The 21,505-nt window shown below is 65.6% G+C and carries 14 protein-coding genes and 1 pseudogene; 12 read left to right on the top strand and 3 right to left on the bottom strand.

From position 1 onward, the window contains the following. Positions 1 to 20: 20 nt before the first annotated feature. Positions 21 to 932, top strand: coding sequence for a siderophore-interacting protein (locus WG212_RS15120; RefSeq protein WP_337187937.1), 912 nt, complete (start codon positions 21 to 23; stop codon positions 930 to 932). Then, positions 929 to 1,807: an alpha/beta hydrolase gene (locus WG212_RS15115; RefSeq protein ID WP_337187936.1), complete on the top strand. Its 879-nt coding sequence runs from the start codon at positions 929 to 931 to the stop codon at positions 1,805 to 1,807. The genes WG212_RS15120 and WG212_RS15115 overlap by 4 nt, the downstream gene beginning before the upstream one ends. A gap of 13 nt (positions 1,808 to 1,820) precedes the next feature. Here WG212_RS15115 and WG212_RS15110 read toward each other — a convergent pair. The 3 genes and pseudogenes from WG212_RS15110 to WG212_RS15100 all read right to left on the bottom strand — a co-directional run. Further along, positions 1,821 to 3,018 (bottom strand): annotated as a pseudogene (locus WG212_RS15110) (coniferyl aldehyde dehydrogenase); the annotation flags it as partial. Positions 3,019 to 3,430: 412 nt separating this feature from the next. After that, on the bottom strand, positions 3,431 to 4,585 hold the full coding sequence (locus tag WG212_RS15105) for an alpha/beta hydrolase (RefSeq protein ID WP_337187935.1): 1,155 nt from the start codon (positions 4,583 to 4,585) through the stop codon (positions 3,431 to 3,433). 117 nt (positions 4,586 to 4,702) lie between these two features. After that, positions 4,703 to 5,998 carry an MFS transporter gene (locus tag WG212_RS15100; protein WP_337187934.1) on the bottom strand — a complete coding sequence of 432 codons (1,296 nt, stop codon included), beginning with the start codon at positions 5,996 to 5,998 and terminating at the stop codon, positions 4,703 to 4,705. Positions 5,999 to 6,355: 357 nt separating this feature from the next. Between WG212_RS15100 and WG212_RS15095 the strand changes: the two genes are divergently transcribed. From WG212_RS15095 to WG212_RS15050, 10 genes are all read left to right on the top strand, one after another. Further along, positions 6,356 to 7,150 carry an SDR family oxidoreductase gene (locus WG212_RS15095; protein WP_337187933.1) on the top strand — a complete coding sequence of 265 codons (795 nt, stop codon included), beginning with the start codon at positions 6,356 to 6,358 and terminating at the stop codon, positions 7,148 to 7,150. Between the two features lie 184 nt (positions 7,151 to 7,334). After that, on the top strand, positions 7,335 to 8,147 hold the full coding sequence (locus WG212_RS15090) for an enoyl-CoA hydratase/isomerase family protein (RefSeq protein WP_337187932.1): 813 nt from the start codon (positions 7,335 to 7,337) through the stop codon (positions 8,145 to 8,147). A gap of 364 nt (positions 8,148 to 8,511) precedes the next feature. After that, a complete protein-coding gene (locus WG212_RS15085) occupies positions 8,512 to 11,070 on the top strand; it encodes a TonB-dependent receptor plug domain-containing protein (RefSeq protein ID WP_337187931.1) in 2,559 nt (852 codons plus the stop codon). Positions 11,071 to 11,368: 298 nt separating this feature from the next. After that, a complete protein-coding gene (locus WG212_RS15080; RefSeq protein ID WP_337187930.1) occupies positions 11,369 to 13,720 on the top strand; it encodes a TonB-dependent receptor plug domain-containing protein in 2,352 nt (783 codons plus the stop codon). A gap of 328 nt (positions 13,721 to 14,048) precedes the next feature. Then, positions 14,049 to 14,870 carry an alpha/beta hydrolase gene (locus WG212_RS15075; RefSeq protein WP_337187929.1) on the top strand — a complete coding sequence of 274 codons (822 nt, stop codon included), beginning with the start codon at positions 14,049 to 14,051 and terminating at the stop codon, positions 14,868 to 14,870. A 205-nt stretch (positions 14,871 to 15,075) separates the two neighbouring features. Then, entirely contained in the window at positions 15,076 to 16,725 is a 1,650-nt protein-coding gene (locus WG212_RS15070; RefSeq protein WP_337187928.1) for a tannase/feruloyl esterase family alpha/beta hydrolase, read from the top strand. A gap of 104 nt (positions 16,726 to 16,829) precedes the next feature. Beyond that, a complete protein-coding gene (locus WG212_RS15065) occupies positions 16,830 to 17,609 on the top strand; it encodes an SDR family oxidoreductase (RefSeq protein WP_337187927.1) in 780 nt (259 codons plus the stop codon). 501 nt (positions 17,610 to 18,110) lie between these two features. Next, positions 18,111 to 19,667, top strand: coding sequence for a long-chain-fatty-acid--CoA ligase (locus WG212_RS15060; RefSeq protein ID WP_337187926.1), 1,557 nt, complete (start codon positions 18,111 to 18,113; stop codon positions 19,665 to 19,667). 25 nt (positions 19,668 to 19,692) lie between these two features. Further along, on the top strand, positions 19,693 to 20,484 hold the full coding sequence (locus WG212_RS15055) for an enoyl-CoA hydratase-related protein (RefSeq protein ID WP_337187925.1): 792 nt from the start codon (positions 19,693 to 19,695) through the stop codon (positions 20,482 to 20,484). Positions 20,485 to 20,553: 69 nt separating this feature from the next. Continuing rightward, positions 20,554 to 21,456, top strand: coding sequence for an enoyl-CoA hydratase (locus WG212_RS15050; protein WP_337187924.1), 903 nt, complete (start codon positions 20,554 to 20,556; stop codon positions 21,454 to 21,456). Positions 21,457 to 21,505 lie beyond the last annotated feature (49 nt).

Here is a 21,505-nt window from a genome sequence, read left to right as displayed (position 1 = left end):
AACAACGCGATCATCGAGTGATGAAGCCCGAGATCAGACCGTATCGCCTGTTCGACGTGACGCTGCTCCGCCGGGAGGCGCTGACACCGCATCTCAGCCGGCTCACCTTCACCGGTCCACAGGTCGGAGAGATGACCACCCACGCGCCGGACCAGCGGATCAAGATGTTCTTCCCGCATGGTGAGGGGGAAGCCGAGACGCTGCCGGACGTGGCGACCTGGTACGCGCTCTACAAGGCGATGCCGGCGGCGACGCGGCCGGCGATGCGGACCTACACCATCCGCGCCGTGCGCCCCGAGGCGCGCGAGGTCGACATCGACTTCGTCATGCACGGCGACGAGGGGCCGGCGTCACGCTGGGCGGCCCGATCCAAGCCCGGCGACCGGCTGCAGATGACCGCGCCCGACGCGCGCTATTCGGGCGAGGTCGGCGGCTACGAATGGAAGCCTCCGGCCGGGGTCCGCCACGTCCTGCTGATCGCGGACGAGACGGCGCTGCCCGCGCTGGCTGGCATCCTAGAGGGCCTCGCGGAGGCGCCGTCACCACCGGCCGTCCAGGCGTTCGTCGAGGTCCCGGAAGCGGCGGACATCCTCGAGCTGCCGCACTGGCCCGGCCTTGATCTCGTGTGGATGCCGCGGGACGCTGGCGACGCGGCCCTGGGCGGCATGGCGGCGGCGGTGCAGCAGGCCCGCCTGCCCGCGCTCGCCGAGGCCGGCGCCGGGACGGCGCTGCCGGAGGTCGATGTCGACGCGCAGGTGTTGTGGGATCGCGCCGCGCCCCTCGATGGATCGTTCTATGCGTGGGTCGCCGGTGAAGCCGGAGCCGTGCTCGCCATCCGCAAGCACTTGGTCAAGGAGCGCGGCCTGGACCGGCGGACGCTGAACCTGATGGGGTACTGGCGGCGCGGGATCGCCCTGGACGAAGTGGCGTGACGTCAGGCGCGCGGCCGGTTGAAGCGACCGCGATCACCCGCGACGGCCGCGAGCTCTTCTACGTGGAACTTGGAGTGTCCGGCAGTGGCGCGCCGACCGTCGTCTTCGAGGCTGGCATGGCGGCGACCCGGTCTTGGTGGGCGCTTGTCCAGCCCCAGGTCGCCCGAGGGGCCCGAACCGTCGCCTACGACCGTGCCGGTCTCGGGCGCAGTCCGCGCGATCCGCAGCCGCGGTCCCTGCAAAGGATGGCGGACGACCTCAACGACCTGCTCGATCATCTGGGTTCCGGGCCGTTCGTGCTGGTGGCGCACAGCGGCGGCGGTCCTATCGTCCGCGCCGCGACCGCCGATCGGCCGGACCGTATCGCCGGGCTGATGCTGGCTGAGGTCACCGACGAGGCCTGCGACGCGCTCTTCGATCCAGCGTTCCGACGGTTCGAGCGCAGGGCGCAGCAGATCACCGCCGTGTTGGCGCGCCTGGGTCTCCTGCGAGGTCTCTACCGCGGGCTGATCGCGCGCTTCCCGCCGGAGGCTCAGGCCGATCTACGGCGCGAGGGCTTTACGGTCGCGGCGATCCGGACCCGCGGCGCCGAGCTCACCGGCCTCGTCGCCGGCATGAACCGGTTCCGGGAGCGCTCTCCCGCGCTGCCCGACGTTCCCGTCACGCTGATCTCGGGCGCCCTCGCCGACAGTGGCATGAGCCCGCAGATCCGGGCGGCGGCGAACGCCTCGCACCTGCATCGGGCGGCGCAGGCGCCTCGGGGTCGGCACGTGATCGCCGAGCGGTCCGGCCACATGGTGCCGGTGACCGAGCCGGAGGTCCTCGTCGAGGAGATCCGGCGCCTGCTGGACGCCGCGCGGTCGGCCACGGCTTGAGGGCGCCGGCCACTTACTTGCGCACCGCCTCGCCGTAGGGCGGTCGCAACGCCTTCATCGGCCCCAGATCCTTCTTCTGCTGGCGGTAGACGGACTTCCGGTGGCTGAACTCGCGGAAGCCATCAACGCCGTGATAGCTGCCCATGCCAGAGGGGCCGACGCGGTCCTCCATGGCCACGTGGAAGATCACGTCGTTGACGGTGACGCCGCCGGAGGTGGTGCGGGCGAGCACCGTCGCCTCCTCGGCCGCGTCCTGGCCGAAGTAGTAAGCCCCAGCGGCCGATCATGGGCGTTCACGTAGGCGGCCTCGTCCAGTGTGCTGTAGGTGACCACGGGCAAAACCGGTCCGAAGATCGCTTCCTGCATCACCTTCATCTCGTCGGTGGCGCCCAGGATCAGGGTCGGCGGGATCTTTTGGTGCTCCTGCTGGCTGAAGTCCTCGCCGGCCGGGTTGATCTCGACGATCTCGGCGCCCTTGGCGCGGGCGTCCTCGACATAGTCCTTGATCCGCTCGAAGTGCCGCTCGGCGATCACGGCGGTGTAGTCGGGGTTGTCCTTGATCGTCGGGAACATCGCGGTGACGGCGGCCTTCGCCTCGCCGACGAACGCGCCGAGCTTGTCCTGCGGCGCCAGCACGTAATCGGGCGCGAGGCAGATCTGGCCGGCGTTCAGGGTCTTGCCGGCCATCACCCGGGCCGCGGCCGTCGATAGGTCGGCGGAGCGGCCGAGGATCACCGGGCTCTTGCCGCCCAGCTCCAAGGTCAGCGGCACGAGGTTCTTGGCCGCGGCGGCCATCACATGCCGGGCGATCGAGGTCGCGCCGGTGAAGATCAGGTGGTCGAAGGCGAGTTCCGAGAAGGCCTGGCCGACCCCCGGACCGCCGGTGAACACGGCGATCTCCTCCTCGTCGAACGCCCCTGCGAACATCTTCGCCATCAGTTCGGAGGTGGCGGGCGTGAACTCGGACGGCTTGATTATCGCCCGGTTGCCGGCCGCCAGACGCCGGCGAGCGGCCCGAAGGTCAGGTTCACCGGGGAGTTCCAGGGGCTGATGATCCCGACCGTGCCTTTGGGCTGGAACTGCACCTTGGCCTTGGCGCCGAACAGTCCCAGCAGCGCCGGCGTGGGCTTGCGCTTCTCAGGCCGCATCCATGTCCGCAGGTGAGCCTTGGCGTGCTTCAGCGGTCCGATCGAGCCGGCGATGTCGAGAATTCGTCGTGCGTTCAGCCGCTTGCGCGCCTGCGGCTCCGACGGCGCCGGCCGAATTTTGCGAATCATCCCTGATCTTTCCCGGAGAACAGGGAAACCGCACCGTCTCCCAGGCCGGCAGAGACGGCGGCGCGAAAGAGGGCCGTTTCGGCCCGTTTTCGGGTCACTTTTGCGGGTCGTCGCGACGGTTTCGGTGGGAATAGGCGCGCGTCGTCCGTGGGTTGTGCGCGGAGACGCCCGCAGAGCTGATTTTCAGGGAATTTAGTGGCGGTGCGCGCAGTCAGGTGCCCACAAGTCTCCGTGCTCGCCGATCCAGAAGGGGGAGGAGGGGACTATCCTCTGGCATGGCGCCTGCGGCGTGCGCGCTGCCGCGAAATCGGCAGGGTCGCTGCCACGGGCCCTCGTCGCTCGGTCGTCACCGCGCGGCCTTGCGCCCTCCCGAGCCTCCGCGATCCATCGTCTCGTCGAAGAACCGGATCATTAGGTCGAAGGCCTCGCGGGATTCGGGCGGTTGAGGGTTGTAGGTGAAGCAGTGCTCCACGCCGTCCCAGAGGTAGAGACGCGCGTCAGCGCCCGCCTTTGCCAGCTGGATATGAGCGTGAACTGATGAACTCATGTCCGCAGCGCGGGTACCTGTTGCGATGAAGGTCGGAGGAAACTTGGCCAGTAGTGCCGGAGAGACTAGCGGCGCCACCGCGGGATCCTGCCGGCTGGCCCCCGCGAAGTACGGGTGAGGAATAGCGGGCGTGATCGGAGCCGGCACCGCGAAGTAGCCCCCCAAGTGCGGCGTAATCTGTGCGGAGTCACCACCGTAGGCTGGGGCAAGCGCACCCGAGATTATAGCTACGGCCCCGGGCTGCGGCAGGCCGACCTTGTCGAACCATCCTACCGCCTGACCTGTGAGAATTCCGCCGGCCGAGCATCCATAGATGCCGATGTCCTTCGGCCGATAGGTCTTCAGCAGCGTCCGATAGACGTTGGCGATGTCCTCTGAGGCGTCCGGGTATCGCCCCTGTGGCGGCATCCGGTAGTTCACGCTGACGACCTTGATCCGGCCCCTCGACGCGATCGGGACCGATTCCAGCTGACTGAAGTAGGGCCAACCCGTGCTGAACCCTCCGCCGTGGAGATTGATCAGCACACGTCGGGCATTCTTCGGCAGCACGCCCTGGCGTGGCATGACCGTCATGACTTCGACGCCGCCGAGAACCTCGTTCGCGATCGTCACGGGATGCATGCGCCGATTGGCCTCCAGGAAGTCCCGATACGGCGGGCCGGGGTCGCTGGGATCACGGGGCGGCCGTGGCCCAGGCGGCCGCGATTGCGCCCGGGTGAGCCGTTCGTTCTGCTCGTCCCGCGCTTCCGGGCTCGCGTACTCCGACCACGGCAGCCGAAACCCGGGCACATCCAGCGAACCGTCGGCATTCAGGATCGGCTGCGGGGGTGTCTGAGAGCGGGCGCTATCGACCGCCAGCAGTCCAGCGACCGCAAGCGCGACCGCGGCAGGCCATACGAGCCCGCCGACACTGGAAGTTGAGCCCATTACGCGCTTGCGATGGTTGGGTTCCATAGTCTCCCCGGATACTCGACCGGCGTTGTCTCGCCATTGAGGCGCAGGATTTGCTCTACAAGGTGGCGCGTCCAATTCATTGTGGGTGGCTGCATGCCTTGAAGGCATGGCGCTCACCTACGCGAGAGCGTCCTTCTGATCGCGACCGATGGATTGGGCAGCCAAGAGATGGGCCGCGACGGCCATGACGACGATCGGGATGAGAGCGCCGAGCCCGACAGTCAGCGACTGGTCCCCGTAGGTCGGGCGCGCCCAATCTGAAATGCCGCCGACATAGATTGGACCGATGCCCAGACCCATGAGGTTAAGGAAGAACATAAGGATGGCGCTAGAGACCGTCCGGCGATTGGGAGCTACTTTGTTCTGGACGACGGCGAGGGCCGGAGCCAGGGCGCTATGGTTGAGCAGGGCCGGAACGGCCAGGAAAATCAGCGCAAGCTGCCAGTTGGGCGCCCACATCAGACCGACCCACGCGGGCAGCGTAAGCGCAAACCCGAGGGCCGGCAGCCACGCGAACCAACGCCTATCCAGTCTGGCTAGCCGGTCGACCAGCCAACCTGCCCCGAATGTGCCGATGATACCCGTCACCCCGACTATGAGGCCGTAATACGCTGCCACCTCTGTCAGGCTCATGCCCTTGGTTCTCATGAGGAAGGGCGCGGCCCATGAAGAGACGCCGTAGGCCACGATAGCCGACAGGCCCAGGGCAAGCGCCGTGAGGACCAATGTGCGGTCGGAGAAGTAGCCCGCGATGACGGCAAGGAATGCCGGCGGAGCACCTTGGCGGGTTGCACCGACGACGGGAGGATCCAGGCCTCCGCGAGGCGGCTCCCTCACGAACAGGAGGAGCACCGCGGCCAGTAAGATGCCGGGAACCCCCATCGCCACGAAGGCCATCCGCCATCCGTACTCCGCGGCGATCCATCCGCCCAGGGCGATGCCGAACATGGAGCCGACGGGGATGCCCAGCGAAAACAGCGCCAGTGCGGTGCCGCGCTCTTCGGGTCGGAAGTAATCCGAGATGAGGCTGTGGGAGGGCGGTGAGCCGCCAGCCTCGCCAATACCGACGCCCATACGGAACAAGGCTAGTTGAAGGAAGCTGCTGGCGCTCCCGCAGAGGGCGGTGAAAAGGCTCCACAGTGCGCACCCGCCCGAAATGATCCAGATGCGACGGGTACGGTCCGCAAGGTATCCCACAGGGATACCGAACGTCGTGTAGAACGCAGCGAAGAAGATGCCGCCCAGAAGGCCGAGCTGGGTGTCGGTAAGACCAAGATCCTCGCGGATGGGCTCGGCCAGAACCGAGATGAGCTGCCTGTCGAGGAAATTGAACGTGTAGGCGACAGCGAGCAGGCCGACCACGACGTATCGATAACCCGGGAACGGGCCAACCCGCGCAGCCACTTCCGTCATTGCGCGGACCCTTCGATCAGTCTCATGGGCGTTCCTCCCCGGGATCGCGCTTATCGGCGCTTGAATCTCACCGTCACGGGGCGCGGTGGCACCCGTCCAATTCATTCTGGGCGGCGACTATTCTTGCGGGGAATTGGGGCGACCCGGAGTGGGCGAGCACCGCAGAATACCCGCTCGGTGTTCGCAAGCTCAGGCTATTCGCCGCGGGCAGGGGCTCGGACGAGAAGGAATTGTACGTGGGCGCGGGGGCGGCCTAACAGCCCGCGACCAAGCCCAGTGACGCATGAAGCGAACCGGCATGGTCGCTGGGCGGCCGGGCGCCCCCCGGCGCACACCGAGAAGACGCAGGGGGCGACAGTGAGTACTTTCAGGGACGGACTGCTGGCGGGGAAGACCGCATTTGTCGCGGGTGGGACGAGCGGCATCAATCTTGGGATCGCCATACGCTTCGCGCAGTTGGGCGCGCGGGTCGCCGTAGTGGGGCGAGACCCTGCCAAGTCCCAAGCGGCCGCAGCGAGCATCGGCAGCCACGCCCTCGGACTCGCCGCGGATGTTCGAGACTGCGCGGCGATCCGGAGCGCGCTGGAGCAGGCCGCTGGCGAACTGGGCCCACTCGACATCGTGGTGTCGGGCGCTGCAGGCAACTTCGTCGCTCCCGCCCTCAGGATGTCGGCCAATGGGTTTCGCACCGTCATCGATATCGATCTCAACGGCACCTTCAACGTATTCCGCGGCTGCCACGATTTGCTCGTGCGCCCCGGGGCTTCCCTCATCGCGATCTCAGCCGGCCAAGCGGTCAATCCCATCACGATGCAGGCTCACGTCTGCGCGGCTAAGGCGGGCATCAACCAGCTAGTGCGGGTCCTCGCGATGGAGTGGGGTCCAGACATACGCGTCAACGGCATCTCGCCGGGTCCGATCGGTGGTACCGAAGGCATGAGCCGCCTTGCGCCGGGCGCACCGCCGGATGGTGGGATCCAAGAATGGATCGCGCTGAAGCGCTGGGGGCGTATCGAAGAGGTCGCCGAGTCAGCCGTCTTCCTAAGCAGTCCGGCCGCCTCCTACGTCACTGGGATCATCCTTGACTGCGACGGTGGCTCTCAGCTTGGCGATGCGACCCGACGCGACCCGACGCAAGGCGTGAAGAGCTGATCCATATTCGCCGCGCTCATGCCTCCAGCCGACTAGGAATTGGACGCCAGTCGGTCTCGCCGTCAGCTTCCGCAACGAGGCAGGCAAGAGCCTTGAGGTCGCGAGCTCGTGAACGCGCACGCCGGCTTGGCCTCGAGGCCAGGCTGGCGACGGCGCGACGGCCGGACTCCCTGGGGGAACTGAAATGACGGACAGTACGAAGGCTACCTCCAAAGACATTGAGATTGAGCGGGTCGAAGGCGGTGTGGGGGTCATATTTCTGTCCCGCCCAGACCAGAAGAACATGATCCGCACGGAGACGCTGGAGGCGCTGGCCCAGGCGCTCGACGAACTCAACGCGGACCGCGACGTGCGGGCGATCGTCCTCGCAGGCCGCGGCGCGCACTTCTGTGCGGGCGCTGACCTTCAGTTCCTCACAGAGACACGCAAGCTGCCGCCTTTGCTCATCCAGGATCTTGTCTACGGCAAGGCCCAGGAAGCGGCGAAGCGGCTCTACAACGCGCGCAAGCCGACCGTGGCGGCGGTGAGCGGCGCGGCGATCACGCTGGGCTGTGAACTCAGCCTCTGCTGTGACTTCCGCGTCGTCTCCGACACGGCGTTCTTCCAGGAACTCTGGGTCCGGGTGGGCCTGCTGCCGCCCTTGGGGGGACTCTTCCTGCTCCCTCGCATCGTGGGCTTGGGGCGCGCGGCTGAGATCGCGCTCAAGGGGCGGCGGGTCGATGCCGTTGAAGCGCTCGACTGGGGGCTCGCCAACGAACTCGTGGCGGGCGAAGGCTACCTCGGTCGTGCGATCGCGCTCGCCCGCGAACTTGGCGAGCTCCCCCCGCAGGGCTATCGCCTGGCGAAGCTCGGCCTGCATCGGGGCCTTGAGTCCACAATCGACCACGAATGGACCGCGAACGCCCTGGCTCAGCCGATGCTGATCACTAGCGAAGACTTCCGCGAAGGTCTGGCCTCGGTCATGGAACGTCGGCCAGGCCGCTATCAAGGCCGCTGACAAGAACCATGTTTGGGCGGCGTGGGCATCATGCGCGCCAGGGCGGTCCGTGCATCGGCGGCATCCGTAGCGGAGGTGACGACTTTGCTTCCGGCGGTGGCGTACCGCTGATCACGCTTCGTCTCTTGCGCGCCACCTGGGACGCTAGTCGGATCGCCGCCGTGCAAAGCCAAGCTCCTCCGGCCAGGTCCATGCGTGTGCCCTTCGGTGTGTATCTGGGCCGACCACCCTTCAACCAAATGCCGCGCCATTCCTTCTAAGAATGTGCGGTCCCAACAATGAATTGGACGCGAGACCGTCCCCGTCCGAATGCTTCGATCAGGCTGCGCAATACGTCAGCCAATAAGAAGAGGACTAGGGGGAAATGCATTCAGATCGCCTGAAGGTAGTATTGTGCTTAGCCACAAGCGTCGCGGCTATATTGCTCGCCGCGCCTGCGCTGGCGCAAACCGCTACGTCGGCCTCCGCAGGCGCCAAAGCGTCCGCGCGGGAGGGTGAGGATCCGGTCGCGATCGAAGAGGTGGTCGTGACCGCCCGACGCGTGGAGGAAAACCTTCAGGACGTGCCGATTCCAATCACCGCGTTCACGCGCGATCAGCTGGCGCGCACCGACGTGAAGGACCTGTTCTCGCTGGTTCGGCAGATTCCGGGCGTGCAGCTGTGCTGCAACAACGCAGCGACCTTCGTAAACATCCGCGGGATCACGAACGGCGCGCCAACGTACTTCGCCGATGTGCCGGCGCCTCCCGGCGGCTTCTTCAATTTCTTCGACATTCAGAACGTGCAGATCCTGAAGGGCCCGCAAGGGACCCTCTTCGGCCAAGCTTCGAACGCTGGCGCGGTGGTGTATGAACCGACGCGGCCGGGGTCCGAGTTCGGCGGCTATGTGCAAGCCTCGGTCGGCGGCTACAATCGTCGCGAGCTGCAGGGTGCGCTCGATGTGCCGCTGGCAGACGACAAGGTGCTCGTTCGCCTGGCCGGACAGACGTACTATCGAGACGGCACGCTCGTCGACATCTCCAACAAGAACGACTACGGCGAGCAGGACTTCTACGTCGTGCGGCCCTCGCTGATCCTCCGACCCACGGAAAATCTCGAAAACTACACGCTCTTCCAATACGCCAAGACAAAGGGCCGGCCGATCGGCTTCGCCCTCGGCGATTTCAACATGCGCTCGGTCGAACAGGCGATCTCGGCGACGCCTGGCGGCACCTTTGCGGCTTGCGTCGCCGCGGGGCAGTTGGCTTGTGTGCAGGCGGCCTTCAATGGGGGCAGCCCTGCGGCCTTCAACGCGCTGCGCGACCAAGTCCTGGCCCGCCAGATCGAGCTGGGACCGTACAAGATCGATGGGCTCTCCACCAGTTGCTCGGTGCCCGGTAATCCGACGGGCCTCCCTGGCCCGGCGGGAGCCGGCGGCGTGACAACCTTGAACTACCCTCGCGTCGCCTGCCCCTACAGCGCCTCCAAGAACTATATGTTCGTCAACCAGACGCGGTGGAATTTCACCGACGGCTGGTATGTAAAGAACATCCTGGGCTACCGCTGGAGTTCGACCTTCAACCAGCCCAGCGATCTCGATGGCACACTGTTGGTGCTGGGGGATGGCGGCAGTCCGCGAAACAACCGGTGGCTGAAGCAGCCGACCACGTTCAGTGACGAGCTCCAGTTGCACGGCAAGATCGGATCGTTGGTGGACCTGACGGTCGGCGGCTTCCACACGATGACGTGGAACCACCCCGCGCTGAGCTACGGCTTTAACTTCGGCTCCTCGAGCCTCTCGCTCAGCAAGACCTCGTCGTTCACCTGGGCGGGCTACGGCCAAGCGGACATCGATCTATCGGGGATCTTGCCGGGTCTCTCCCTCACCGCCGGCTATCGCCGGACCTGGGACACGGTCAATTCCCTGTCGTTCGCCCTGAACCCCGCGACAAGCGCGGTCATCCGGACGGTGGGCGGGCGCGACTCTGCGGCCGGCCACGGCGAGTTCAAGTCCGGAAGCTATACCCTACAGCTGCAGTACAAGCCTACGGACGACATTCTTCTGTACCTGAACAACTCGAAGGGCTTCGGCACGGGCGGCCTTCAGAACGTCGCGGGTTTCGAGACCTTCGAACCCGATTCGCTCAACAATTTCGAAGTGGGGGTGAAGTCCATCTTCGACATCGCCGGCATGCAGGCGCGGTTCAACGGCAGCGTCTACTATGGCAAGTTCGACAACGTGAAAGCCAACGTGGTCACCCAGATCACGAACTCTGTCACCGGTGTAACCACCACTGGCATCATCACCCGCAACGCCGCGGCCGCCCTTATCAGAGGGGCCGAAGCGGAAGGCGATCTGGTCGTGAATTCCCGCCTGCGAGTGGGCGGCTGGGTGGCCTACAACGACGACAAGTACACCAAGTACCCTTCACTGCGGCAGGTCTCGCCCGGGGTCTTTGTGCCGCTCGACCTGTCGGATACCCCTTTCAGCTTCTCGCCGAAGTGGAAGTGGAACCTGCGCGCCGCCTATCGCCTGCCGCTAGCCGATGAACTGGGCGACCTGACGGCGTCCGGAACGGTGACTTGGCAGGACGTGCTGATCAACGCTCAGAAGCCACCGACGCCCAGCGATCCAAGGCTCCCCGAGGCCACCGGCCTAATCTGCAGTCACACGCGCACGATCGCGAATGGATACGGTCCGCTCAGCGCAGACGGGAAGACCGTGCCGGTAGACTGCAACCCGTCCTACTACAACGTCGACGTCAGCCTCGATTGGCGCAATGTACTGGGCTACGACGGCCTAACCGCCAGCTTCATCGTGACTAATGTCACCAAGAACAAAATCAACGACGGTGGGGGCACCCAGAACTCGGTCCTGCACTTCACGTCAGTGACCGGCGCCACGCCGCGAATGTGGGTGCTGAAGTTCGGCTACAACTTCTAAGTCTGAACACCGCAAGTCCCGTCCCTGCGGCGAGCCCCGTCCTGTCTCTGCGACAGGACGGGGCTTCGGCATGCCTCAAGCGACAACGACTTCTCCTCATGCCTCATGAGAATGTGAAGCCCCGATAATGAATTGGACGACCGGGACCCTGCCTCGCAGTCTCCTGCGGCAGCGGTTCGCGATCGCGGGCTTGGACTTCCGTCCCGGCCGCCGACGCGGCCGCGTCGACATGAACACGAGCGGCTCAGAACGCCGCCATGCCGCACGGCTACGCCGCGACGCTTAGGGGGATGCAAGTATGACTCAACGCAGCGCATTGCTGTTCGGCGCCGCGGCGACGTTGGCGCTCCTTGCAGGGCAACCGGAGAGAGCGTGGGCGCAGTCGACATCCGCGGATGCGACGATTGCCGGCCCGACCCTTGAAGAGGTCGTGGTGCAGGCGCGGCGCGCCGAGGAGAATCAGCAGGATGTCCCTCTAGCGGTCTCCACCGTCTCAAGTGCTCGGCTCGAGGCCGCGACCGTCAGTTCGATCGCGGACATCCAGCGCCTCGTGCCCTCCCTTCAGATTTCGCTGGGTCCGACAGGCCAACAGAGCTTCACGATCCGCGGATCGTTCACCGGCCTGCTCGCCGATCCGGGGGTGATCACCTACCTGGACGAAATCCCGATCGATTCCCGGACGCTAGTGTACAGCCTGTTCGACCTCAGCTCCGTTCAGGAGTTGAAGGGCCCGCAGGGAACTCTGTTCGGCCGCAACAGCACCGGCGGCGCCGTGCTTTTCGTCTCGAAGAAGCCGAACGCTGATGAGTTCGGCGGCTACATCAACGCTCGCTATGGAAACCTGAACGATCGACGCATTGAGGGTGCGATCAATGCCCCACTGAGCGACACGCTGGCCTTGCGGGTGGCCGGGGCTATTCAGCGCCGCGACGGGACCGTGGAGAGCGTCACGGCGCCGGGCCTGGACTTTGAGAACCGCCACAACCAGGCGGTCAGGGCCACCTTGCTCTGGACTCCGGCCGATGCGATCGAAAATGCAACGCAGGTGACGTTCTACAAGGTCCGGGAGAACCGCTACCCCCAGGTGCCTATTAGTCTGGTCGGACCTTGCACAGGGCCCACGACCCCGGCGCCGGCTTGCCTTTACCAGCCGCCCTTCAACGCCTTTCTCGGGACGGGGAACTTACGGGCTTTCGTCGACCAACAACTCGCCCTGCCGAAGGGCAAGACGGTGACGTCGGACCCAACCACCGACAATGTCGACCGGCGGTCCGTCACCAACACCCTCTCGTTCAGTGGGGAGCAGTTCAGCCTCCGCAACATCGTGTATCTGGGCGAGACGAAGATCGGCTTTAGCCGGGACTACGATGGGACGCCCGCTCACGTTATCGAGGGGGCCAACATCTATGATACGAGGACGCTCTACACGGAGACCTTCGCCTTCGGGTCGCTGCTCGACGACAAGTTGGATTGGCGGTTGGGGGGCGTCTACAGCCACGACGATGGAGACTTTGCCCAATCGCAGGAGATCTTTCCACTTCCCAACACCCTGACCAACCCCGAGTACTTGAGCTCGGCCACGAAGTACAAATCAAGTGCGCTCTATGCGCAGTTCACCTATGACCTCTCACAGTATGTCCGAGGGGTCTCGCTGACGGCGGGCTATCGCTACACGTGGGACAATCGCAAGGTCACCACGCGGGTGTTCTCTGGGTCGCCCGTTCTGGTCTGCTCGCTGCAGACCCTGCCCATCCCGGCAGCCGGCCCGCGTCCGTTCCCCAACACGGACCTCGCCACTTGCACGCGGCGGCTCTCGGCCAAGTTCTCAGACGACAACTACAACCTGACCACCAACTGGAAACCAACGGATCAGATCCTGATCTACGCCGCGACGCGCAAAGGCTACAAGACGGGCAGCTTCAATCTGCAGGAGACGGATCCGGCGCTGAGCGCGTATTCCCCTGAAGAGATCAAGGACGTCGAACTAGGCTTCAAGGCGGATTGGCGGATCGGATCCGTTCCCATCCGCACGAACTTGGCCGCCTTCAGATCGCGTTATTCGGGCATTCAGGTCTCGACGGTCGCCATCAACCCCGCCACGGGAGGCTTCCAGGTTCTCGTCTTGAATCAGGACATTGTGACCGGCAAGCCGAACAAGGCGACGATCAAGGGCTACGAGATCGAAGTGACCGCAGCGCCGACCACTTGGCTTGAGGTGTCGGGCTTCTATTCGAAGGTGACCCCCAAGTACAAGAGCTTCGTGGTTCCGGGCTCACGCGAAGACTTGGCTGGCGAACCGATCTCCGGCCTCACTCCCAAGACCTTCGGCTTGACTGCGCAGGGGACGTTCCCGCTTTCCGCGTTCGCCGAAGAACTGTCCCTCACCGGGAGCTACTACCGCACGGGCGCGCCAACCACGAATGTCCTCTCCACAACGTTCGGATCCTCACGCAGCAATGTCGATCTGCGCGGCACGCTCCGCAATGTCTTCGATACCGGCGCCGACGTCGCGGTCTTCGGGAAGAACCTGGCTGACAAGGTGGTCTGCGGGCGCAATCCGCTGGTCTCCGGTGAAGTCACGCAGACCTGCAGTGACGGCAGGATCTACGGTGTCGAGTTGCTCTACAGGTTCGGCGCCGACCGGCCGTAACCGGCACCGAGGGATAGGAGGGTGAGGGAATGAAGCCTCGCATCGCTCTGGTCGCCGCTGCCTTGGCGACCGCCGCTGCTCCTGTGAGTCTGGTCGGTTTGGACAGGGCCCGTGCTCAGGCGGCTCCACGGCCGGTCGTCAACCCGGATGGGTCGATCGATGTGCCAGCTTCCGCCTGCCCTGGTCGGTCTTTGCCAGTCCCGAAGCGCTCGCGGAGCGGGACGAGTGGATCAAGCGCGTAGGATCGCGAGGCGCGGCGCCAGCGTCAGCGCGCGATCCCAGCGATCCCGGCCCGCCCTACAAGGCCTTCCTGGACGCCAACGCGCGCATGCATCCCGTAACCATTACCAACGGGACCGTCGGCGGGGTCGAGGTGATGACGGTCTTGCCGCGGCAGGGTGCCAGTCCGAAGAATGCCGATCGGGTCTTGATCAATCTGCACGGCGGCGGCTTCAGCTCCGGCTGGCCGTTCTTCAGTCAGCTGGAGTCGATTCCCATCGCGGCCCGCGGTCGCATCAAGGTCATCAGCGTAAACTATCGGATGCCGCCGCAGGGGCGCCATCCAGATGCGTCAGAGGACGTCGCCGCCGTCTATCGTGAACTTCTGAAGACGCACAAGGCGCGGGACATCGGCATCTATGGATGCTCGGCCGGCGGAATGCTGACGGGCATGGCCGTGGCATGGTTCGACCAGGTCGGGCTTCCGCAACCCGGCGCAGTGGCGATCATTTCAGGCTCGCTGGGGGCCGCCTTCCAGGGCGACTCGGCCCAGATCACGCCCTACCTCGGAGGGAAACTCGGGGTTCCTGCGCCTCTTACCGAAACGATCCCGCACCCCTATTTCTCCGCCGCGAGCCGTCGGGATCCAACGGTCGCGCCGGTGGTCTCTCCCGCACTGTTGGCCAAGTTCCCGCCAACCTTCATCGCGACGGGTACTCGGGCGGCGGACATGAGTTCATCGGTCCACGCCCACATTCAGCTCCTCAAGGCCGGCGCCGACGCACGCCTCCACCTTTGGGACGGCCTTGAGCACTGCTTCACGTACAATCCGCAGCCGCCGGAATCTCTTGAGGCGTTCGACCTGATGATCCGCTTCTTCGACGCGCAGATGGATCGCACCGAGAGGCCACTGAGCTCGGCTCGCAGGTGAACGCGCCGGCGTGGACGTACACCTGCTCGCACGCCGCCATGCGATGGCCATTCCTGTCGGGAATTCCGTGCGTCGAGAATGAATTGTCCAAGGTCAAGCGCTGCCGCCTATCTACGGCGCCGGCCCACTCCAGACGATAATCAGGGGAAGAGCGATGCGCCTCCGAGTTGCCGACTTGTCCAGCTCAGGTCGACGCGGCCAAACGTTGGGTCTGATCGGCTTGGCCACCATTGCTGGCCTGCTGCTTTCAATCCCTGGCGCCGCTGCTGCGCAGGTCCCGAAGCCGTTGGATCGGGCGGCCTGCGCGGGCCTTGCAGGCTTCAACATCCGAGCCGGTATGATCGGCCTTCCGACGCTAGGGGCGAGCGTGACCTCGGCGGTTGTGACGCCGTCGAGCGGCTCAGGGCCGGCCGCCATCCCGGAGCATTGCCTCGTCACGGGGGAGATCCGTCCGGTCGATCCCCAGGCCCCGAACATCGAGTTCAAGGTCGCCCTTCCGATCCAATGGAACGGCAAGGTGGTGATGTTCGGCGGTGGTGGAACGAACGGGGTCATTCCCAACGTCACCGGCGGCGCGCTGAACACTGACGGCGCGGTCACGCCCCTTGGTCGAGGCTACGCCGTCTTCGGCAGCGACAGCGGACATCAGGGCCCGGGCGCGTCATTCGCATTGAATCGCGAGGCACACCTCAACTACCTGGGGGACGCGCTCAAGAAGACCCGCGACGCCGCGATGTTCATCGTCCGGAAGTCCTACGGGCGCGCGGCCACGCGGGCTTACTTCATGGGCACATCCTCCGGTGGACGCGAGGCGCTGGTGGTGGCCGGCCGGTGGCCAACCGATTGGGACGGCGTGGTGTCGCTCTATCCCGCTCGAAACACCACGGTTCTGGACCTCGGCCTGGTGGCGGCTAACCAGGTGCTGGCGGCGCCGGGAGCCTTCCCCAATCCCGCCAAGCGTACGGTGGCCTACCGCGCGGCGCTGGCTGCCTGCGACGGATTGGACGGGATCAAAGACGGCATCATCAGCAACCTCGCTGGCTGCTACGGCGCCTTCAGGCTGGAGAGCAGCACGCTGGACGGTGCGCCGGTCCGATGCCCGAACGGCGCGGACACCGGCGACGCCTGCCTGTCGGACGCTCAGCTGCTGGCCCTCCGCAAGCTCGATGGTCCCGTTGAGTTCGGCTACACCCTCGCGAACGGCGAGAGCAGCTTCCCGGGGGCCAACGTCCTGACGTCGGACAGTGGCACGCCGGCCTCCTCGCAACTTTCTTACGGCTCCGCGCCACCCAAGGGGGCGACGCCCTACCCAGGCATGTCGATCCTCACGGCCCTCGCGTGGGAGTGGGCCCGGCACATGGTGACGCGCGATGCCTCCTACAACGCACTCGAACTCGATGTCACCAAGCCCGGACGCTTCGCAGAACGTCTGCAGGATCTCTCTGCATTCGATACGGCGGACCGCGATCTCACCGGCTTCGCCAAGCGGGGCGGCAAGGTGCTCCTGCTGCACGGAACGGATGACCTCCTGATCAGCGCCAGGCTCACAGAGCGCTACTATGGACAGCTGAAGGAGACCCTTGAGCCTGCGGCCCTGGCGGAGATGGTGCGCTACTATCAGGTGCCCGGCTTCGGGCACTCGCGAGGCGCCACCTTCGTCATGGCCTGGGACCAACTGACGGCGTTGGAGAACTGGGTCGAGAAAGGCGTCGATCCCGCCAACAGCCAAGTCGGCGTTGATACGGTCGGCGTTCCGGGGCGCACCCGGCCGCTTTGCGTCTATCCCACCTGGCCCAGGTACCGAGGCGCGGGCGATGTGAACAAGGCCGCTTCCTTCAGCTGCGCCACCAAATAGGGCCAAGCCGGCGCGCTGTCGCCACACCCTGGAACACCTTCTCGTGCGCGAGCCGCCGCCGCGGCCGCACCGCGCGCGATGTTCTCAATCATCAGGAGCGTGAAATGCCGAGTTCAGATGCTTGTTGGTCGCTGGTCACGGGGGCTTCGAGTGGACTTGGCATGGAACTCGCTCGCCAGCTCGCCGCGCAGGGAACCGATGTCGTCCTGACCGCGCGCAGCGCCGAGCCGATGGAGACGCTGGCGGCCGAGCTTCGAGCCCGACATGGCGTGAATGTCGAAGTCCAGCCGATCGACCTGGGACGGCCGGGCAGTGCGGCAGAGCTGAAGCGGCGGTTGGACGCACGCGCAATCGCGCCAGACATCCTCATCAACAACGCTGCCTTCGGCATCAGTGATCGCTTTGTGGATCAAGAGCCCGATCGCCTGGCCGCGATGCTGCAGCTCAACATCGTGTCGCTGACCGAACTGGCCCATGCATTCGGTCGCCAGATGAGCGCGAACAGAAGAGGCCACATCCTACTGGTCGCGAGCATGGCGGCCTACCTGCCGACGCCGATGCTCGCGACCTACGGCGCGTCCAAGGCTTACGTCCTGTCGCTGGGCGAAGCGCTCAATGTCGAGCTGGGCGGCGAAGTCGGGGTCACAGTGCTATCTCCCGGCCTGATGGACACCGGATTCGCAAGCGCCTCAGGCTACCAAGCGCCGAAGTCGGCCTATGAGAATGTCCTTCCGCCCGCTGCGGTCGCGAAGATTGGCCTCGAAGCAATGTTCGCCGGCAAGTCCAGCATCGTTGCTGGCCATTCAAACCGGATCATGGCGCTCGCCACCCGCTTCGTATCGCGGCACCACTTGGCCAGGTCGGTCCTCCGTATGGCCAGATGATCCTGAGCGGCCTCTGCAGCCGCTCTTCGATCTCAGCTGGCCCGGGCGTCGAGCGCGGGCCGATCTCCGGGCTGAAACTTCTATCCGGCGACAAAGCGCCGCCCGAAAGCTGACCTTTCGGGCGGCAGTCATTGCGACCGTGCGAGGGCCGCATCAGGGAGGAAGCGCCCGAAGGGGACGCCCCGCGCGTCAAAGTGTCAGACCCAGGGGCTGCGTCCAATTCATTCTACGTCCAAAGCATGAATTGACGGCATGGGTTCGGCCGCTTCTTGTCCACGCACGCTATGAGCCATGCTCATCGGTGGTCTGAATTAGGAATTGGACGCCTGGGCGGCCGCCCCACACCTTGTGGCTAGGACGCCCGCAGAGCGGCCTTGGGCGCCATACCCGCGCAAAGGTGTGCGGCTGCGGCCGAGACGCTCTCGGTGCGGGACTCGGTTCGCGTCCGCCCGGCTGGTTGCTCGGCCGCCCGAGTTACCTGAATCGACTTGCCGAGGACTCATGTTGCTGCACGAACCCTTCGACTTCCACGGGCTCAGCCGACCCGACAGCGACTTCGCGATCTGCGACGGGCAGCGTCTCTCCTACGGCCAGGCGAAGACCCGTTCCGAACGGATGAGCGCCGCACTTCACGCCGCCGGCGTGGGTGAAGGCGGGCGGTTCGGCGTGCTAATGCGCAACGCTCCCGACTTCCTGCTGATCCTGCTTGCGGCCTCCCGTGTGGGTGCCGTGCCGGTCCCGCTGAACTACCGACTGGCGCCACGGGAGTGGGTGGACCTTATGGTGGACGCCGGGGCAACGCTGATCATCGCGGACCCGGAGTTTGCAGAGGCGTTTGACACGATCCCTGTGTCGGCGGGTCTGAAGCGTCTATGCGCGACAGGTCGGGCTCGGGGGTGGACGCCATTGGAGGATGCCCTGACGGCGGTAGCTGCCACGCCGCCCGCCGTGACGGTCAGCTCGGCCGACATCGCGTTCCAGATGTACACCAGCGGGACCACGGGCCGCGCGAAGGGCGCGTTGATCAGCCAGCGCGCAATCGTGAGCAATCTCATTCAGAGCAACCTGGCGGCGCCGCACAAGCTCAGTCCGGGCGAACGCGCTCTGCTGGTCCTGCCGCTCTTCCATGTGGCGGCGATGGTCACCGCGCTTGGCGCGGCCTGCAGCGGAGCCTGCCTGGTGATCCATCGTGACGTTGATCCGACGGCGATCGCCCGGGCGCTCGCCGAGGACGAGATCGTGCTCGCGATCTTCGTTCCCGCTGTCATCCAGTTTCTGCTGGTCGGCGTGCCAGGGCTCGACCGCATGCGATTCCCCCACCTGAAGGCTCTGGGGTATGGCGCGTCGCCGATCGCAGAACCGGTGCTCCGGCGCGCTCTCGAAGTCTTCGACTGCCATATCTACCAAGGCTTCGGCATGACGGAGCTCGCCGGCGGGTGCACGAACTTGAGTGAAGCCGATCACCGCAGGGCCGTGGCCGGCCGCCCTGACCTGCTGCTCTCCGCCGGCCGTGCGCTTCCCGGATGCGAAATCCAGATTGTCGGGCCGGACGATGAGCCCTTGCCAGCCGGCGTCACCGGGGAACTGATCGTACGCGGAGAGATCCTGATGTCCGGCTACTGGAACATGCCCGAGGCGACGACCGAGGCGCTGCGGGGCGGATGGCTCCACACCGGCGATGCGGGCTACCTCGACGCGGAGGGCTATCTGTTTATCCGTGATCGCATCAAAGACATGATCGTCAGCGGGGCGGAGAACGTCTACCCGGCCGAGGTCGAAGGCGTGCTTTACAAGCACCCCGCCGTCGCCGAAGCGGCCGTGATTGGAGTTCCGGACGCCCGCTGGGGCGAAATGGTCATGGCCGTCATCGTGGCGAAGCCGGATGCAGCCGTCACGCAAGACCAACTGGATGTCTTCTGCCGCGACCACCTGGGCGGCTTCAAGGTCCCTCGCCGCTACGAATTCCTGTCGGCGCTGCCGCGCAATGCCTCGGGCAAGATCCTCAAACGCGAACTGCGCGAACAGTACTGGTCCGGGCACGACCGACGCGTCAGCTGAGGCGGAAACCCCTCTGGAGTTCGAGATGCCCTTCGACAAGATCGAAATCGAGCAGCGTGGTGACGTTGGCGTGATCCGCCTCAACGTCCCGGAGAGCCTCAACGCAATCTCGGGTGAGATGGCTGAGGAGATGGACGCTGCGATCGACCAGTTGACCCCACGTTCGCGAGCTCTCGTGCTTACGGCAAACGGCCGCGCGTTCTGCGCGGGCGCCGACCTGACGGACATGGGCGGCGTGGTCGCTGACGCGGGGGCGGGGCGTGATGCCGGTGCATTGCTCGACAGCCATATCAATCCCCTAATGACCAAGCTCTCGGCCTTGCCTATCCCCTGGATCTCAGCCGTGAACGGTCCCGCCGTGGGCGTCGGCTGCTCCATCGCCCTGGGCGCGGATCTGATCGTCGCCGCGGAGAGCGCCTACTTCCTCCAAGCCTTCACACGGATCGGCTTGGTTCCGGATGGCGGATCCACCTGGCTGTTGACCCGCGCGATCGGCCGGGTGCGAGCGATGGAGATGATGCTACTGGGCGAACGCATTGCCGCGGCGCAAGCTCTCGACTGGGGCCTGATCAATCGTGTCGTGCCGGACGCGGAGCTTCAGGCGGTCGCGCTGGCCTTGGCCGACGGTCTCGCGGCCGGGCCGACGAAGGTTCTGGGGCTCGTGCGAAAGCTCTCGTGGCGCGCCGCCGACGGCGTGTGGAGCGACGTCTTGGCGGCGGAACGGCTCGCGCAGCGCGAAGCGGGACAGACCGACGATATGGCGGAGGGGGTGCGCGCCTTCCTGGAAAAGCGTCCGGCGAAGTTCCGGGGAGCTTGAGTCCGGTCGCGGCGTCCGAACGTGCGTCGTTGAGATCCGTCGGAGCCAAGGTGAAGAGGAGTGACGGGTATGAGCCCCCACGATCAGGCGGCGTTCACGCAGCTGCTTTATCAGCGGCCGGCGCCGCGTGTTGCGCGGATCGTCCTTAACCGGCCCGAAAGGCGCAACGCGCAAGGAACGACGCTTCTCTATGAATTGGACCGAGCGTTCCGCACTGCGAGCCATGATGACGAGGTTCACGTCGTCATACTCGCCGCCGCAGGTGAGCACTTCAGCGCTGGTCACGACCTTAGCGGCAGCGAGCCCTGGATGCCGGACGTCGCCCAGACGCTGGGGCTGTGGGGGCAGCTTGGTGGTCCGGGTTGGGAAGGTCAGTATGCGCGTGAGAAGGAAGTCTATCTCGAGCTGACGGAGCGGTGGCGCAATGCGCCGAAGCCGACGATCGCTGAGGTCCAGGGTTCGGTCATCGCGGGCGGCGTGATGCTGGTCTGGGCCTGCGACCTGATCATTTGCGCGGACGACGCGCGATTCCGCGACAACACCGCGGGCGACATGGGGGTGCCGGGTGTCGAATTCTTCCAGCATCCCTTCGAAATGGGTGTGCGCAAGGCCAAGGAGTGGCTGTTCACATCGGACTGGCTGACCGCGGCCGAGGCCGAGCGTCGCGGCATGGTGAATCACGTGGTCGCCCGCGCGGACCTGCCAGCTTTCACTTTGGACCTCGCCGAGCGGATTGCCGAGAAGAACCGGTTCACGCTCAAGCTCGTGAAGGAGCAGATCAATCACGCTCAGGACGTGATGGGGCGTAAGCTAGCGATGGACTATGCCTTCGCGCTCCACCAGATCGGTCATCTGCAGAACATGCTGGTCCACAACTATCTGATCGATGTCACGCGGCTCCCGCCCGCTTTGCGTGCGCGTCTGGAAGCTCAGAAGGCCGTAGGAGGATCCGCGCCTGGGCCCACCGCATAGCGGCTTCCAAGGCGGCCCGCGTGCGCTGCTGGACCGCGGGCCCGAGTTG

Origin of the sequence: Phenylobacterium sp. (assembly GCF_037189685.1) — a bacterium.
Classification (GTDB): Bacteria; Pseudomonadota; Alphaproteobacteria; order Caulobacterales; family Caulobacteraceae; genus Phenylobacterium.
The sequence above is the reverse complement of the archived record's forward strand: the minus strand, read 5'-3'. Positions and strand labels throughout refer to the sequence as shown.